The sequence below is a fragment of the Caldisericaceae bacterium genome, from assembly GCA_036574215.1.
GTDB lineage: Bacteria > Caldisericota > Caldisericia > Caldisericales > Caldisericaceae > Caldisericum.
In genome coordinates, this window is record JAINCR010000025.1 from 1 (window position 1) to 14,550 (window position 14,550).

Annotated in this window: 12 protein-coding genes and 2 tRNA genes; 3 read left to right on the forward strand and 11 right to left on the reverse strand. The window is 35.2% G+C overall.

Annotated elements, in window-relative coordinates:
- Positions 1 to 238: 238 nt before the first annotated feature.
- The 3 genes from K6343_01370 to K6343_01380 are packed head-to-tail and all read right to left on the reverse strand — an operon-like array spanning position 239 to position 2,775.
- Positions 239 to 613, reverse strand: coding sequence for a metal-dependent transcriptional regulator (locus K6343_01370; protein ID MEF3244626.1), 375 nt, complete (start codon positions 611 to 613; stop codon positions 239 to 241).
- The gene (gene feoB, locus K6343_01375) at positions 614 to 2,527 is read right to left on the reverse strand and encodes a ferrous iron transport protein B (protein MEF3244627.1); all 1,914 of its coding nucleotides are present in this window, start codon (positions 2,525 to 2,527) and stop codon (positions 614 to 616) included.
- The gene (locus tag K6343_01380; GenBank protein ID MEF3244628.1) at positions 2,527 to 2,775 is read right to left on the reverse strand and encodes a ferrous iron transport protein A; all 249 of its coding nucleotides are present in this window, start codon (positions 2,773 to 2,775) and stop codon (positions 2,527 to 2,529) included. Before K6343_01380 ends, feoB begins: the two co-directional genes overlap by 1 nt.
- A gap of 159 nt (positions 2,776 to 2,934) precedes the next feature.
- Between K6343_01380 and K6343_01385 the strand changes: the two genes are divergently transcribed.
- Positions 2,935 to 3,378, forward strand: a complete 444-nt coding sequence (locus tag K6343_01385; GenBank protein ID MEF3244629.1) for a prepilin-type N-terminal cleavage/methylation domain-containing protein — start codon at positions 2,935 to 2,937, stop codon at positions 3,376 to 3,378.
- Positions 3,379 to 3,460: 82 nt separating this feature from the next.
- Here K6343_01385 and K6343_01390 read toward each other — a convergent pair whose 3' ends face one another.
- From K6343_01390 to K6343_01405, 4 genes are read right to left on the reverse strand one after another with little or no spacing between them, the layout of a single operon-like run.
- The gene (locus K6343_01390) at positions 3,461 to 4,684 is read right to left on the reverse strand and encodes a type II secretion system F family protein (protein MEF3244630.1); all 1,224 of its coding nucleotides are present in this window, start codon (positions 4,682 to 4,684) and stop codon (positions 3,461 to 3,463) included.
- Between the two features lie 5 nt (positions 4,685 to 4,689).
- Positions 4,690 to 5,745, reverse strand: coding sequence for a type IV pilus twitching motility protein PilT (locus K6343_01395; protein MEF3244631.1), 1,056 nt, complete (start codon positions 5,743 to 5,745; stop codon positions 4,690 to 4,692).
- Positions 5,745 to 7,445 carry a Flp pilus assembly complex ATPase component TadA gene (gene tadA, locus K6343_01400; protein MEF3244632.1) on the reverse strand — a complete coding sequence of 567 codons (1,701 nt, stop codon included), beginning with the start codon at positions 7,443 to 7,445 and terminating at the stop codon, positions 5,745 to 5,747. The genes K6343_01395 and tadA overlap by 1 nt, the downstream gene beginning before the upstream one ends.
- Positions 7,442 to 10,018: a hypothetical protein gene (locus K6343_01405; GenBank protein MEF3244633.1), complete on the reverse strand. Its 2,577-nt coding sequence runs from the start codon at positions 10,016 to 10,018 to the stop codon at positions 7,442 to 7,444. Before K6343_01405 ends, tadA begins: the two co-directional genes overlap by 4 nt.
- 91 nt (positions 10,019 to 10,109) lie before the next feature.
- On the opposite strand from K6343_01405, the gene K6343_01410 reads away from it, so the two are divergent.
- Positions 10,110 to 10,184, forward strand: a tRNA-Ala gene (locus K6343_01410).
- A 1-nt stretch (position 10,185) separates the two neighbouring features.
- Here K6343_01410 and K6343_01415 read toward each other — a convergent pair.
- From K6343_01415 to K6343_01430, 4 genes are all read right to left on the reverse strand, one after another.
- Positions 10,186 to 10,599: a 23S rRNA (pseudouridine(1915)-N(3))-methyltransferase RlmH gene (locus tag K6343_01415; protein MEF3244634.1), complete on the reverse strand. Its 414-nt coding sequence runs from the start codon at positions 10,597 to 10,599 to the stop codon at positions 10,186 to 10,188.
- 227 nt (positions 10,600 to 10,826) lie between these two features.
- The gene (locus tag K6343_01420; protein ID MEF3244635.1) at positions 10,827 to 12,734 is read right to left on the reverse strand and encodes an FAD-dependent oxidoreductase; all 1,908 of its coding nucleotides are present in this window, start codon (positions 12,732 to 12,734) and stop codon (positions 10,827 to 10,829) included.
- A 433-nt stretch (positions 12,735 to 13,167) separates the two neighbouring features.
- The gene (locus K6343_01425) at positions 13,168 to 13,671 is read right to left on the reverse strand and encodes a gamma carbonic anhydrase family protein (GenBank protein MEF3244636.1); all 504 of its coding nucleotides are present in this window, start codon (positions 13,669 to 13,671) and stop codon (positions 13,168 to 13,170) included.
- Positions 13,672 to 13,681: 10 nt separating this feature from the next.
- Positions 13,682 to 14,221 (reverse strand): L,D-transpeptidase, encoded by a 540-nt coding sequence (locus tag K6343_01430; protein ID MEF3244637.1) that lies wholly within the window; start codon positions 14,219 to 14,221, stop codon positions 13,682 to 13,684.
- A gap of 110 nt (positions 14,222 to 14,331) precedes the next feature.
- On the opposite strand from K6343_01430, the gene K6343_01435 reads away from it, so the two are divergent.
- A tRNA-Ser gene (locus tag K6343_01435) sits at positions 14,332 to 14,421 on the forward strand.
- Positions 14,422 to 14,550: the final 129 nt, after the last annotated feature.

Below are 14,550 nucleotides of genomic sequence, written 5' to 3' on the forward strand. Positions count from 1 at the left end.
ATGACACCTTGCAGTCATCCTGAGCCCCTTTTTCCGTGTCATCCTGAGCGGTAGCAAAGGATCTCAAAATCGAGAGGGATTATTCCGCCTCTAGTATATCTTTGCTTTATAATAACACCATGGGAGCAGAATTACAAGGAAAATTTTGAAATGAACAAGAGAATTAGAATAGCAAAGTATTGGTAAACTCATTAAAAAGGTGCTTTAAAGAAGGAAGAAAAACTACAATAGAAAAAACTTATTTTTTAAGGCTCTTGATAAATTCTTTTAATTTTTCTATTGTTTCCTTGGAAAGAGAATGTTCCACAAGACAAGCCTCTTTAAACGCTACTTCATCTTTAACATTAATAAAATTTTTCAAGAAACTGTATATAATTTTGTGCTTATCCCAAACTTCTTTACCTAAGTATATGCCTTTTTCTGTGAGTTTAACTTCTCCGTATGGCGAATGCTCTACAAGTCCACCTTCTTGAAGTTTTTTAAGTATTTCAGTTACAGATGGAAGTTTCACATTTAGAAATTTAGCAATATCTTTTACCCTTGTAAAACCCTTATCTTCCGAAAGAACATAGATTGCTTCTAAATAGTCTTCTATATTTTTTGAGTATTTCATTTATATAAACCTCAAAACAACATTCAAAATTCCGCCAAGAATTACAGCAACTATAAATTCAAAAATAGTTATTAGTAAGGCAGTTGTTGTGCCAAATTCCCTTTTTAACATAGCAATTGTTGCAATACATGGAATATAGATCATTGTAACAAAACCATAAATAAAAATCTGCTTTGGTGTAAGCACTAATAAAAAGTTAGATGTATGGTAAAAGGTTGCTAACATGATAAGGGTAAGTTCTTTTCTTAGAACACCAAAAATAAGGGTAAGGGTAGCAAGAGCAGGCAGTCCAAGAAAGATTGCTAAAGGTTTCACCAAGATTTCAAGGTAAGGAAGGAGGTTTAATAAGATTAAGCCTTCCATAATTGCATTTGTTACAACAATAATTGGAGTTGCAAAAGTAAAGAATTCTTTTAGCCTTATCCATGTTTGCTTTAATATAACTTTCAAAACTGGCTTTCTATATCTTGGCATATCCATAATAAGTCCTGTTGCACTTCCTTTGATGTATCTATTGAGAAACAGTCCAACCACAAAGATAAAAATGAAATCAAGAACATAAATACCTACCGCATACAGCGGACCTAAAAATGCTGCAACAAGACCAAAAACTATAACCGACCTTGCAGAGCAAGGTATAAGAGTTGCAAGTATTGAAGTAATAATTCTATCTCTTTTTCTCTCAAGGACTCTTGTTCCCATTATTGCAGGGACACTACATCCAAAGCTCTCAATAAGTGGAATAAACGCCTTACCGTGTATCCCTAATCTATGCATAAAAACATCTGTTAAAAACGCGATTCTTGCAAGGTATCCACTATCCTCAAGAAAAGCTAAAAGAAAATAAAATGGTGCAATATACGGAAGCACAATACCGAATGCTGCAATTACTCCCTCTACTATACCATCCCATAAAAATGTTTTCACATATTGTGGCATATTTAAAGACATAAAAGAAGTTTTAAAAGTTTCAAAGAAGCTATCTAAATAATCCGATAGAAAACTACCCAACTTAAACACAACAAAAAACATAAAAAGAAGAATTAAGAAAAGGAAAACAAACCCAAAAAATGGATTAAGAAGGACATTGTCTATTTTAGTAGACAAATCAAGTAATGCCTTTTTCTTTTTAATAAGCACCTTCTCAATGATACGTTCCGCAAGGGCATACCTTTCTTGGATAATTATCGTTTGGGTATTTTCTCCGTGGAGATCTTCAAGTTCTTTTGCAAGTTCATCCCTTAACTTGATGATGTTTTCATCGTTCATGAGTTTTTCAACTTCTGAGTCGCGCTCAAGGAGTTTTATAGCAAAAAATCTTTTGGAAACTCCAAAATCACCCTGTATGTGAGCGGTAAGTTTTTCTATACGTTCTTCAACTTCTTTTCCGTATTTTAAATAAGAGCCATTAATTTCGTTTTGTGCAACTTTTAAGGCAACTTCAAAAAGTCCTTTAAGGTTAACATTTTTTGTTGCAATTGTTTTAATGACCTTAGCATGGAGTATTTGCTCAAGTTTTTCGGTATCTATTTCATAACCATCTTTTTCAAGGATATCATACTGGTTGAGTGCAACAACTACTTTTGTTTGGATTTCAAGAATCTGTAAAAGAAAGAAGAGGTTTCTATAAAAGTGTGCTGCATCAACTACAACAATCACAACATCTGGCTTTTCTTCCATGATAAACTGCCTTGTTACAAGTTCTTCCTCTGAATAGGTTGAAAGAGAATAGATCCCTGGTAAATCAACGACTTTTGCTGTAACATCTTTTGTTTCTATAGAACCGTAAGCAACTTCGACTGTTTTGCCAGGCCAATTTCCAATGATTTGGTTGCCACCTGTAAGTTGATTAAAAATAACACTTTTCCCAACGTTAGCGTTCCCGGCAAGGGCAATGGTAATTTGTTTCTTCATTATTCTTTAACCTCTTCTACGATGATTTTTGAGGCAATGCCTCTTCCAAGTGCAAGATGTGTGCCTTTTACAGCTACTTCAATAGGGCCAATACCTGCATTTCTAATCATAAGAACTTTTTCTCCTTTTAAAATACCCATTTCTTGAAGACGGATAATATAGTGTGGTATTGAACCTCTTCCATGGGCTGCAAAGTCCACTATTATTGCCTTTCTGCCTGCTTCAATTTGAGATAGTGTCTTTTTCATAAAATCTCCTTCAAAAGTTAGGTATTCCTAATTACAGAGTGATTATATCCCAGTTTAACTTTTTGTCAATAATTGCAAAAACTAAAAATTTTCATTTTTTTGTAAAAAGTATTATAATTTTTGAAAAGTAGTTTTATAAAAATTTTAAGGAGGTAAACAATGAGAAAAAGAAGAGGTTTCACATTGGTTGAGTTAGCAATCGTTATTGCAATTCTTGGAATCCTTGCTCTCTATGCCATCCCCAAGTACCAGGGTATGGTAGAAGAAGCAAGAAGTGCCGAAGCAAGAGCACAACTTGGTAGTGTAAGGTCTGCTTTGGGTATTTACTATGCAAAAAATCATGGCACATTCCCTGCAGCACTTGACGGAACACTTTTTGCAGAAGGAAGCGTTCCTCAGGTAGAAATAACTGTAAGTGGAAGTCCTTCAAGAAGTAATGCAGTTGCAACTGGTGACGCTGATGGAGTTGTTGAACCTGCAACAGAGGTTACTAATGCAGGCGGTTATGTATACGATGTAAATGGCACTCGTACCCAAGCAGATGTAAGGCTTAATTCATCAGATACCGACCCTGTCACAACAAAGCATTGGTACGAATATTAATTTTTTGAAGTAAAAACAGTAAAAATAATTAGGGGGGCTTTTGCCCCCTGTTTTAATTTGTGTCTAAGTTTAAATACAAAACTTACTTTATGAAAGAAGCCATCTGGAATACAGGCAAATACAAACCAATGAGCGTTCCTCCTATGAGTCCTCCAACTCCCACCATCATTATCGGGTTTATAAGAGCAGAAATGTTATTAATAAGGAAATTAACTTCTTCGTTATAAAATTCGGCAACTTTCCTTAGCATTTTATCAAGAGAGCCACTTTCTTCGCCAATTGCAGTCATATCGTATACCATTGGTGTAAACATTCCGCTTTTTTGAAGAGCACTTGACAACGATTCACCTTTTTGAATTGCATCAACAATGCCATCAATCTTTTCTCCTATAACAACGTTGTCAATAACCCCCCTTACTGTTTGTAAGCATTGAATAATGGGTATACCTGCCGAGAAGAGTGTTGCAAGAGTATCAGAAAACCTTGCCATAGACGATTTTAAAGTAAGTTCTGAAATTAGTGGAAGTTTTAACTTTAGACCATCAACAGTCTTACGCCCGTTTGGAGTTCTTACCCAACGCCCATATGCAATTGCTAAAACAATTATGATAACAAGTATAACCCATCCATAGTGGATTAAAAAATTTGCAATTGAGAAAATCATTTTTGTTATTGCAGGAAGTGGTGCACCCAGTTGTTCAAGGAAGCCCTGAAAAGTTGGAATGACAAAGATAAAAAGCCCTACAACAATTAAAATGGAAAAACCAAGCACAGCAACAGGATAAGTCATTGCACCCCTAATTTTGTTTCTTGTTTCAAAATCTCTTTGAAGAAAGGAACTCATAGTAATAAGTGCATTACCTAAATTTCCCGAAGTTTCCCCTGCTTGCACCATACTTATGTAAAGAGGAGAAAACACATTGGGAAACTTTTTAAGAGCAGAAGACAACTGGTTTCCTTTTTTAACTTCCTCGCCTAAGTCTTTTATAATTTTAACAAGGTTAGTGTTAGATGTTTGTTTTTCAAGAACTGCAAGTGCTCTTGAGATGGATAAACCTGCATTTAACATTGTTCCAAATTGGTTTGTAAATATTGAAAGGTCTCTTATACTTACGCTTTGAAATCTCGAAAAGAACCCCTCATTTTTTCCTGTTTCAGTTGAGAACCCTCTAATTTCTTTTATATAGATTATACGAGCACCCATACTCCTTAAAGAATTTGCAACATCACCCATGCTATTTGCTTCCATTCTTCCTACCTGGTTACTTCCACTTGCAGTTATTATTTTGTATTCGAAGTTTGGCATACATATCACCTTTCCATTAAATGGATAAAGCTTTCTTTATTGAAAGCATACCTTAAACCATCTTCATAGGTAATTTCCCCTTTTAACACAAGGTCTTTTAGAGACATTTCCATAGTCTGCATCTGCATGTTTGATGATGTTTGAATAATTGAAGGTATCATATGAGTTTTTCCCTCTCTTATGAGGTTTCTTATTGCAGGCGTTGCAATGAGGACTTCCGTTGCAAGCACCAACCCAGATTTATCCTTCTTCTGAATTAACTGTTGTGAGATTACCGCAAGAAGCACAGAAGATAGCTGCATTTTTACTTGTTCTTGTTGGCTTGGAGGAAACACATCTACAATCCTATCGATTGTTTGTGCAGCAGAATTTGTATGCAGTGTTGCAAAAACAAGGTGCCCCGTCTCTGCAGCAGTAAGAGCAGTTGCAATCGTTTCAAGGTCTCTCATTTCTCCAACAAGGATTACATCAGGGTCTTCACGAAGGGCTGCTCTTAAAGCAGACGGAAAAGATAGAGTATCTGTGCCAAACTCTCTTTGCACAACAACAGATCTCTTATGCTTAAATAAGTATTCAATAGGATCTTCTATGGTAATTATATGTTTTGAATATTTTGAATTAATCTCATCAATCATGGCAGCAAGTGTTGTTGACTTTCCATGACCAGTAGGACCAGTTACAAGAACAAAACCTCTTTCCTCTTCTATGATTTTATGTGCAACAGGTGGAACTCCAAGTGAATCAAGTGGGGGAATTTCAAAAGGGATCCTTCTAAATGCTGCTGCAATAGAGCCTCTTTGCATAAAAACATTTACCCTAAAACGCGCTATTCCCTTTACACCATAAGAAAAGTCAAATTCAAGACGTTCTTTAAAAAGTTCTTTTTGTTTGTCAGTCATAATTGAAAACATAAGTTCTGCAATATCTTCCGAAGTTAGTGGGTCTGTATCTACAAAAACAAGATCTTTGTGGATCCTTAACACGGGTGGTAATCCTACCGTTAAATGAACATCAGAAGCGTGATGTTCTTCTGCAAGTGAAAGAATTGAATTTATATCCATCATTCGCTAGCCTCCAAAGTTGAAACTACTCTTATAACTTCTTCAAGCGTTGTTACGCCTTCTGCTGCTTTTGACATTGCATCGTCAAGGAGCGTTTTCATACCAATCTTCTTTGCTTCATTAAGTATTTCTTTTGATGAAGCACTTCTCAATATCAAACGTTGTATTTCGGGAGTAATTGGTAAAATTTCTGATATGGCAACTCTTCCTTTGTATCCTGTATGATTACAGAAATCACATCCAGCACCTTTATAGAAAGAAATACTCTCATCAATTTCAAAACCGAGATGTGTAAGAACTTCTTTAGATGGTTCATACTGCTCTTTACACTTAGGGCAGATTTTTCGAACAAGCCTCTGTGCGGTTGCACCAATCAAAGATGATGCAACAAGGAAAGGTTCAATACCCATATCAATAAGTCTTGTAGGAATAGATGCAGAATCATTGGTGTGGATAGTAGACAGCACAAGGTGACCTGTTAAAGCTGCTTCAATAGCAATCTGTGCAGTTTCCCTATCACGAATTTCACCTATGAGGATGATGTTTGGGTCCTGTCTTAAAATAGACCTTAAAGCACTTGCAAAAGTTAAACCTGCTTTTTCATTTACCTGTACTTGGTTGATACCTTTTAACTGGTACTCAACAGGATCTTCAACTGTAATGATATTTTTCGTTGGCGAATTCAATCGGTTCAAAATTGAGTAAAGAGTAGTAGTTTTACCAGAGCCCGTTGGACCAGAAATTAGTATCATTCCATAGGGTTGAGTAATAATTTGCTCAAATTTTTTAAGATTAGATTCAGAGAAACCCACTTGCTCAAGAGGTTTTATTGAAGATGTCTTATCAAGAACACGGAGCACGATTTTTTCTCCATAGATTGAGGGAAGTGAAGACACACGAAAGTCAATAGGTCTCCTTTCAAACCGTAAAGAAATTCTACCATCTTGTGGAATTCTTCTTTCTGCAATATCCATATTTGAAATAATTTTAAGCCTCGCTATGATACCAGGTTGGATTCGTTTGGGGAGTCTCTGTCGCTCTTGCAAAATTCCATCAACTCTATACCTTACCCTAAAACCATCTTCCATTGGTTCGAAATGTATATCAGAGGCTCCTTCAACAATTGCCTGCGATATAATGCTATTAACAAGTCTAACAACGGGGGCATCCTCACCTAACTGTCTAAGAGTTGAAAGGTCTGTTTCCTCTTCCCTAACCACTTCTACTTCATCGAACTCTTCTTCTGCTTTCTTAACAACATTTTCAAGTTCAAAATATTTTTCAATCGTCTGTATTATGGCGCTTCTTGGTGTTACGTAAAATTTAGCGTTTAGACCGAACACTGCTCTTAAGTAATCAATTGCATCGATATTCGTTGGGTCAGAAATAGCAATGTGGTAAGTATTACCTTCTTTCATAAAGACAAAATATCCGTAGAATTTTGCCTTCTCTGGATCTGTATATCGTAAGATCTCTTTCTCAATAGGAAATTTTGCAAGATCAACAAATTCAAAACCCCACTGCTCTGCAAGAAGTTGTGCTTGTGTAACTTCATCTATAATGCCATTATCCAAAAGAATTTTAAGTAGAGGCTCTTTTGTAACCTTTTGAACAGAGAGGAATTTGCTTAGTTGCTCCTCAGATATTATCTTCTTTTTAATTAACAGCGTGCCAATTTTTCCGGTTTCAGGTGAAATCATTTTTCATCACTCCTTATATCAATGATTTTTTCTTCATTAGGCAAGGACTGAAATAAAATACTTGCATCTTTGTATTCAGAAATCTCCAAGAGAGTTTTCAAGGCGCGCTTAGCAGAAACTACGTCCCCAAGGTTCTTCTTTAAAAGGGCGTATCTATAGAGTATCTCCTGCCGTATAGGTGCTTCTACTTTTTTGTTAACGACGAATTCGAGTTGTTTTACAGCAAAATCATACAAATAAGTTTTTTCAAAACATATACTTAACATAAGGCGCATAAAAGGTTCATGGTAGTGAGAACGGACAACAAACTGGAAAAAGGCAATCGCTTCTTCGTACCTACCAATAAAGAAATAGAGGAACCCAATAATAAAGTGGTGTGAATACTTGAAAGGATCTTTTAATTGAAGGTTTTTGTATTTCTCAATGATTGGAATGATTATTTCTGAATAAGCTTGGTTTGGAGGAAATCTATCAAGGAAAGTGAGAAGCAAAATTTCATCTTCTTTTTCTACAGCAGAAATGAGTGTTTTTGAAAGTGCAATAACATTAGAGGGATCTTTCTTCAAAATCTCTAAATAGATAGAGTTTGCAGATTCATTCATCTTACAATCATCGAAGAAGCTACCAAATTTTACTAATTCTTCCGTAGTAAATGTGGAAATTTCATCTTTAATTGTTTGATAGACTAAATCTCCAAATTGGTGCGCCTTAACATCTCTAAGTCTTGAAGCCATATCTAAGGCAACCTTTTTATTGTTTGTTTTTATCGCAAGTTCAAGATGTTTTGCAAGATATATAGATTTGTTCCCGTCAAGTTCGATTACTTTTGAGGAGAGTTCAAATGCCTTATTTACATCGTTTTCAAATTCAATATAAGAATAAATTTGGGCTGCTATAATTTCGTTCTCTTCGGGCAGTTTCAAATTCTTTAAGGGCTCATAAGCAGTAAAGTAATCTTCAAGTTGAAGCTTCTTTATTAGATGCGCTTGAATTAACCATTTAATACCCTCTATTTCATCGCCTTGTTCAAAACACAACCTGTAAGCCCTATAGAAATATTTGAATTTTATATCATCATCGATAGATTTTGTTTTTATAAATTTGGAGGTTTTTATTAATAGTTCTTTATTATTTGAAATATAGTTCAAAAACTCATCCAATGCAGAATTAAGAAATTGCTCTGGGATAGTTTTTAAATACCCGTATGCTTCGTTTAGTAAACCAAGGTCAAGGTATGTTTCAAAAACGCGTATTTTGATATTTGCATCGTCTTTAAGAAGCTCACTAAGGGAAATAAGTGCTTCTAACCTAGCGTTTTTATTTTGAGTATCAGCAACGCATCTAAGATAAAAAACTGCTTCATCAGATCTATTTTCTTTTTGCAAAATTTTAGCAAGTTTCTTTGCAACAGCAATATTAGAGTTATCAATAAGAAGGATTTTTTCGTATATTTCAACTGCAAGGTTTGTATCCTTATCTTCGTAATTTAGTGCTAAAGATTCAAGAGTCAATACAGCATCTTGTTTATTTCCTTTTTCAATTAAAGATATCGCTTCTTTATATTCTGGAATTTCGCTTAAATTGAAAACTTTTTTGGTTTCTTCTTTAGTTTCATGCTCTAATTTGACTTCTTGCCCTATTTTAGGCTTCTCTTCATTAGTCTTTTCTAATTCTACTGCCTGAGGTTTAGGTATGGTTGGTTTTTCCTCTTGCTCTGCTGTTGGTTTTGCAATTTCTGGGCCTGTAATTGGTGTTTCTTCTTTAGGTACTAAAATTGGCTTTTCCTCCTTGATTGAAATTACTTCTGTTTTTTTCTCTACTTGTTCCTTTGCAGGCTCAGTTGTAATCGTTGTTGGCTTGGGTGTTTGTTCTATTTGTTGTATGGCTTCTTTTTTAGGTTCTACTTTTTCTTTTACCTTCTTTGTTTCTTTGGGTTCTTCTTTCTTGGGTGCTTTTAGGGCTTCTAAAATTTTATTTAACTCAGATACTTTTGAGTTAGCGTATTCGTTTTCCTTATCGAAAACGAGTATAGTATTTAGATAGTCTAAAGCCTCTTCATAATTACCTAAGTTAAAAGAAATTTGAGAGGCAAGTTTCATTAATTCCAAATCCTTCTCAGATTCAAGAATTCTTCTAATATACTTTAATGCATTTGGAAAATGCTCAATAGAAACAAAAATATCAACAAATTTCCTTAATTGGTTCGAAGATAGCCTATACTTTGAATCAATAACTTTCAACAGTTGGACAGCTTCGTTTATCTTTCCAAGTTGCACTTTCAAATTAGCAAGTTTTAAAGAATAATCAATAATTGGGTTGATGTTATTGAGTTCTACGTATGCAGAGATAAGTCTCTCGTATACCTCCTCAAGGCATTCTACATCTTTTAATTTCATTTCAGAAACAAGATCTATAAACGTCTTAAGAATATTAGAGGCTTCAAAATAACGACTCATTTTTTCATTTGACGTGGATAAATCTAAAACATACTTGCAAGCACCCTTTGTATCTCCTTTTTTTATTAGATCTTCTAAATCTTGTCTAAAATCTCTTCTCCCAAATATAGTGCTCATTAAAGCCTCCCATAACTTATTATAGACTAATTTGAAAGTATTGCAAGAAAGTAATAAATATTTAACAAAAATTTATTATAATATTTTGGAAGGGGCAGTAGTTCAGTGGTAGAACGCATCCTTCGCAAGGATGAGGCCGAGGGTTCAACTCCCTTCTGCTCCACCATCTATTTATGGTATTTTTCATTATTAATAATCGTAAAGGCTCTGTATAACTGCTCTGCAAAAATCACCGTTGCAAGTTCGTGAGCAAAAGTTAATCTTGAAAGGCTAACTGTAAAGTCTGCTTTCTTTAGAATGTCTTCTTTAAAACCTTCCGCACCGCCTATAAAAAAGTAGATATTTTTATTTGTGCGTAAAAGGAGTTTTGAAAGAAAATCCTCAAACTCTAAAGAACTAAACTCTTTACCACTTCTATCAAGAAGAATATTGTAAGTTTCTTTGTTTAGAAATTCAATAACTGATTTTGTTTCTATAACCTCAATGGGTATATACCACTTAATCCTTGAGATGTATTCATTTAGAAGATTTATGTAACTTTCGTTTTTTAGTTTAAACTCAAGAACTATTACTATTTTCATAATTTATTACACTGTCTCTCTTGTTGAGTGTGTTAATAAAACTTATGTTTAAAATAAGAAACCAACTATAAACCATTTTACCACAAAAATAAAAAAACAAATGAAGTTTTAAAAGCAAAAATCTTCCCATGCGCACATTAATTCCTTACCCAAAGATTCTCCTAAATTTATTTCAAGTTAAGAAACCTAAATTTAATTAAACAGCAAGTAAAAAATCTTTAGGAAAATTAGTCAATTTCTAATCCTGCTGCATATCCATCTCTTACTGCTTCTACAAGCTTTGCAACCTTTACAGCATCACCAACAACACGTGTTGGAACTGGAAGAGACTGGAATTTGCGAGACTTTCCTCCAAAAGCCACTATGAATTTATCAAAAGGCATTTGTTCGATTTTTTCATCTTTCTCAAATATCACAAAATCATTTCCCAATTCTTTTATCTTAGATAATTTGAATATTTTAACGTTATTTTCTTTTAATTCCCTTAAAAGATAATTTCTACTTATAGGCTCTGTGCCTATAGCAACATCAGGTAACATTTCTATGATTGTAACTTCATTACCCTGTTTTGCTAAGTGCAAGGCAGTTTCACATCCTACTAAACCACCACCACCTACAACTATTTTCTCACCGCTAAATTTCTTTCCGTTAAGAACATCAGGATAAAGCAAAACATTTGGCCCATTTATACCCTTTATCGGTGGGACTAATGGTTCTGAACCAATAGCAAGTATCACTTCATCGGGGTTTTCATCCATAATGGTTTTATCATCGGCAAGTGTAGAATTTCTTACATCTACATTCAGTTCTTTTAATTCATGTTCGTAATATTCTATAAGCCACTTAAGTTTTTCTTTTCCAGGAGGCACAGATGCTAATCTTATTAATCCACCAATTTCTCTTTCTTTCTCAAAAAGAACAACCCTATGTCCCTTTAAAGCACACACTCTTGCTGCTTCCAAGCCAGATACCCCTCCACCCACTACGACTACCTTTTTGGGCTTCACAGTAGGAAGAACGATTTCATAATTACGATCTTTTCCGACAGTTGGGTTAACACCGCACCTTATTAAAGTGCCAGCTACATGCCTTGAAACTATACATTCGGAGCAGCCAACACACTTTCTAATACTTTTTTCTTTTCCATACATTGCCTTTATAGGCCAATCTGGATCAGCTATAAGTGTCCTTCCAAGTGCAACGATATCTGCTGTGCCGTTTTTAAGTATCTCTTCTGCTATTTCAGGTTCTCTTATCATTCCAACAGCTATAACTGGGATTTTAATTCCTCCATCTTTTAAGATTTTAGCAAGGTTAGATCTCCACGCCTGAGGATAAGCCATAGGTTCCAATCTCTTTTCCTTATCTCCAAATCCAACATCTGCGTGTATTGCAGCATAACCGTATTCCTCAAATTTCTTTGCAATTTCAATACCATCTTTTTCAGGTGTTATTCCCCCATCAACATAATCAATAACTCCAAGCCTGGCTGTAACTGTATAATCGTAACCACATACCGCTTTTATTTTATCTATTATGAGTTTAGCAAATTTTGTGCGATTTTCTATACTTCCTCCATACTCATCCGTCCTCTTGTTTGCAACAGGAGAAAGAAATTGATTTACAAGTAATCCATGCGCTGCTTCTACTTCAACACCATCAAATCCAGCCTTTTTAGCTATTAAAGCAGCATAGGCGAATTTATCAGCAACTGCTTCTATTTCTTCTCTACTCAAAACATGGGGATGCACTTTGTCTTCTCTTAAAGGCACATCCGATGGGGCAATCACAGGTAGGTATCTAGCAAAAAGCCCCTGATGAGTGAGTTCTGCAAAAGCTAAGGCACCGTATTTGTGTATTTCTTCCGTTAGATAACTTAACCCTGGAACAAAAATTTCGTCATCAAGTCTTGGTTGAGTTGCTCCTTCCATTGTAGTTGGATAATCAATACAGGTATTCTCAATTGTTACTATACTAGCCCCACCTTTTGCCCTTCTTGCATAATGGTATACAAATCTATCCGTTACCTCTCCACTTACACTTGCAAGGTTCGTAGAAATTGGCGGAAAGATTATTCTGTTTTTTAGTGTTAAGTTCCCAATTCTTATAGGAGAAAAAAGTCTTTCAAACTTCATTTCACAACCTCCTCCAAGTTTAATTAACAACTGAAACACTGTTCTCTATTATCTTACACATATGTGTTTTACTGTTGAGATTATAGGTCGAATTCACTTTTTTTTAAAAAATATTAGCAAAATGAGGCATTTTTCAACACAAGTTTAGATGAAGGCTTTGTTACTTTAAACACATTACCTAATAGTCATTTCGACTATAATCAAAGAGAAAGTCCTCGATACTCCCCCAAAAGAATGAGATCCTTCGTCGCTATTGCTCCACTTGACTTCGTCAAGGAGAATAGTGCAGGATGACAAGGAAAAAAAATGTTCAGGGCGACTGAGTACAGTGTCATTCTGAGGGAGCGTTAGCAACCAAAGAATCTCCTCTTTTAATATTTTTTAGCATGGTAGGTTAATAGGGTTTGGGACACTTCTCAAAATACTACACCACTTACTTTTTATACTCCTCTGCAAGTTTTCTATAGTTTATTGCGTGCTCTACAAGTCCTCTTTTTTCTTCTTCGGTTAATTTTCTTACAGCCTTTGCAGGGACACCTAAAATAAGTGTTCCATCTTCAAACTCAGCATTTTCAAGCACAAGCGCTTGCGCTCCTACAATACAACTTTTACCAATTTTTGCGTTTGATAAAACCACAGCCCCCATGCCTATAAGAGTATTTTCCAAAATTGTTGCAGAATGGATTATTGCATTATGCCCAACTGTAACATTTTCTCCAATAAAACATGTTGTTCCTTCATCTACATGAATTACAGAGTTATCTTGGATGTTTGAATTTTTTCCAATGTAAATCTTTCCAATATCTCCCCTTAATACGCTTCCAAACCATATACTTGCACCATCTTCAATCACTACATCCCCAATAATTGTAGTGTTATCAAAAACAATTGCACCACTTGATATTTTTGGCTTTTTTCCATTAAACTCCAGTATCATACGAACCTCCTTACTTTGTATTATTCAATACTGTTGCAATAGAATAAAGCAAATTAATTGTTTCAAGATGTTTTGATAAAGCGCTAACGGTCCCTTCTTTTATTTCAATTGGAGCCCCCAAAGAAATGGTATTTGCAATGAAAAGGGCGTCTTTATTTTCCATACGCACACATCCATGAGAGTTTGCAAAACCAATCGAAAAAGGCTCGTTTGTGCCGTGCAAACCATAAGATGGCAAATTCCATCCCATCCATACAACACCTAAGCCGTTCTCCTTGTTAAATTTATAAGGCTTATAAACCTTACCTTCAAAATACCAAACAGGGTCAAATACTTTATTTACTATTTTGTAATAACCAGTCGGCGTTTCTTTATCGGGAGTATGCTCTCCAACACAAACAGGAAAAACAGATTCAATTGAGTTGTCCTTAAATAAAAATAACATCTTATATGCCTTGTCTACTACAATATGGTAGGTGTTAGCACTTACTGAAGTTGCAATTAACAATACCAAAGAAGCGACCAATAGCAAAAAAATAAACTTTTTCATAATGCAATTATACAAAATTTTGGTATTTTAAGATAGTTAAAACCAACAATAATGAACCTTAACAAAAAACTTTGCAAAATTTATAAAATAGTGTATAATTATTGCGGTTTGGAGAGATGGCCGAGTTGGCCGATGGCACTCGCCTGCTAAGCGAGTGAGGGAGTAGAATCCCTCCGCGGGTTCGAATCCCGCTCTCTCCGACAGACTCCCTCCAAAAATAATTTTTGATCAACGGAGGATGTCCCCTTTCCTCCGTCATAATCTAACGAGGATTCTTCCTCTGTCTTCAAAGTAACACCTCCTCGGGTCAGGTTCCCCTCCTCCTGACC

Excerpts from the sequence above, each read along its gene's own strand:
- K6343_01370 (MEF3244626.1), bottom strand. The coding sequence starts at position 613 with ATGAAATACTCAAAAAATATAGAAGACTATTTAGAAGCAATCTATGTT.
- feoB (MEF3244627.1), bottom strand. The coding sequence starts at position 2,527 with ATGAAGAAACAAATTACCATTGCCCTTGCCGGGAACGCTAACGTTGGG.
- K6343_01380 (MEF3244628.1), bottom strand. The coding sequence starts at position 2,775 with ATGAAAAAGACACTATCTCAAATTGAAGCAGGCAGAAAGGCAATAATA.
- K6343_01385 (MEF3244629.1), top strand. The coding sequence starts at position 2,935 with ATGAGAAAAAGAAGAGGTTTCACATTGGTTGAGTTAGCAATCGTTATT.
- K6343_01390 (MEF3244630.1), bottom strand. The coding sequence starts at position 4,684 with ATGCCAAACTTCGAATACAAAATAATAACTGCAAGTGGAAGTAACCAG.
- K6343_01395 (MEF3244631.1), bottom strand. The coding sequence starts at position 5,745 with ATGGATATAAATTCAATTCTTTCACTTGCAGAAGAACATCACGCTTCT.
- tadA (MEF3244632.1), bottom strand. The coding sequence starts at position 7,445 with ATGATTTCACCTGAAACCGGAAAAATTGGCACGCTGTTAATTAAAAAG.
- K6343_01405 (MEF3244633.1), bottom strand. The coding sequence starts at position 10,018 with ATGAGCACTATATTTGGGAGAAGAGATTTTAGACAAGATTTAGAAGAT.
- K6343_01415 (MEF3244634.1), bottom strand. The coding sequence starts at position 10,599 with ATGAAAATAGTAATAGTTCTTGAGTTTAAACTAAAAAACGAAAGTTAC.
- K6343_01420 (MEF3244635.1), bottom strand. The coding sequence starts at position 12,734 with ATGAAGTTTGAAAGACTTTTTTCTCCTATAAGAATTGGGAACTTAACA.
- K6343_01425 (MEF3244636.1), bottom strand. The coding sequence starts at position 13,671 with ATGATACTGGAGTTTAATGGAAAAAAGCCAAAAATATCAAGTGGTGCA.
- K6343_01430 (MEF3244637.1), bottom strand. The coding sequence starts at position 14,221 with ATGAAAAAGTTTATTTTTTTGCTATTGGTCGCTTCTTTGGTATTGTTA.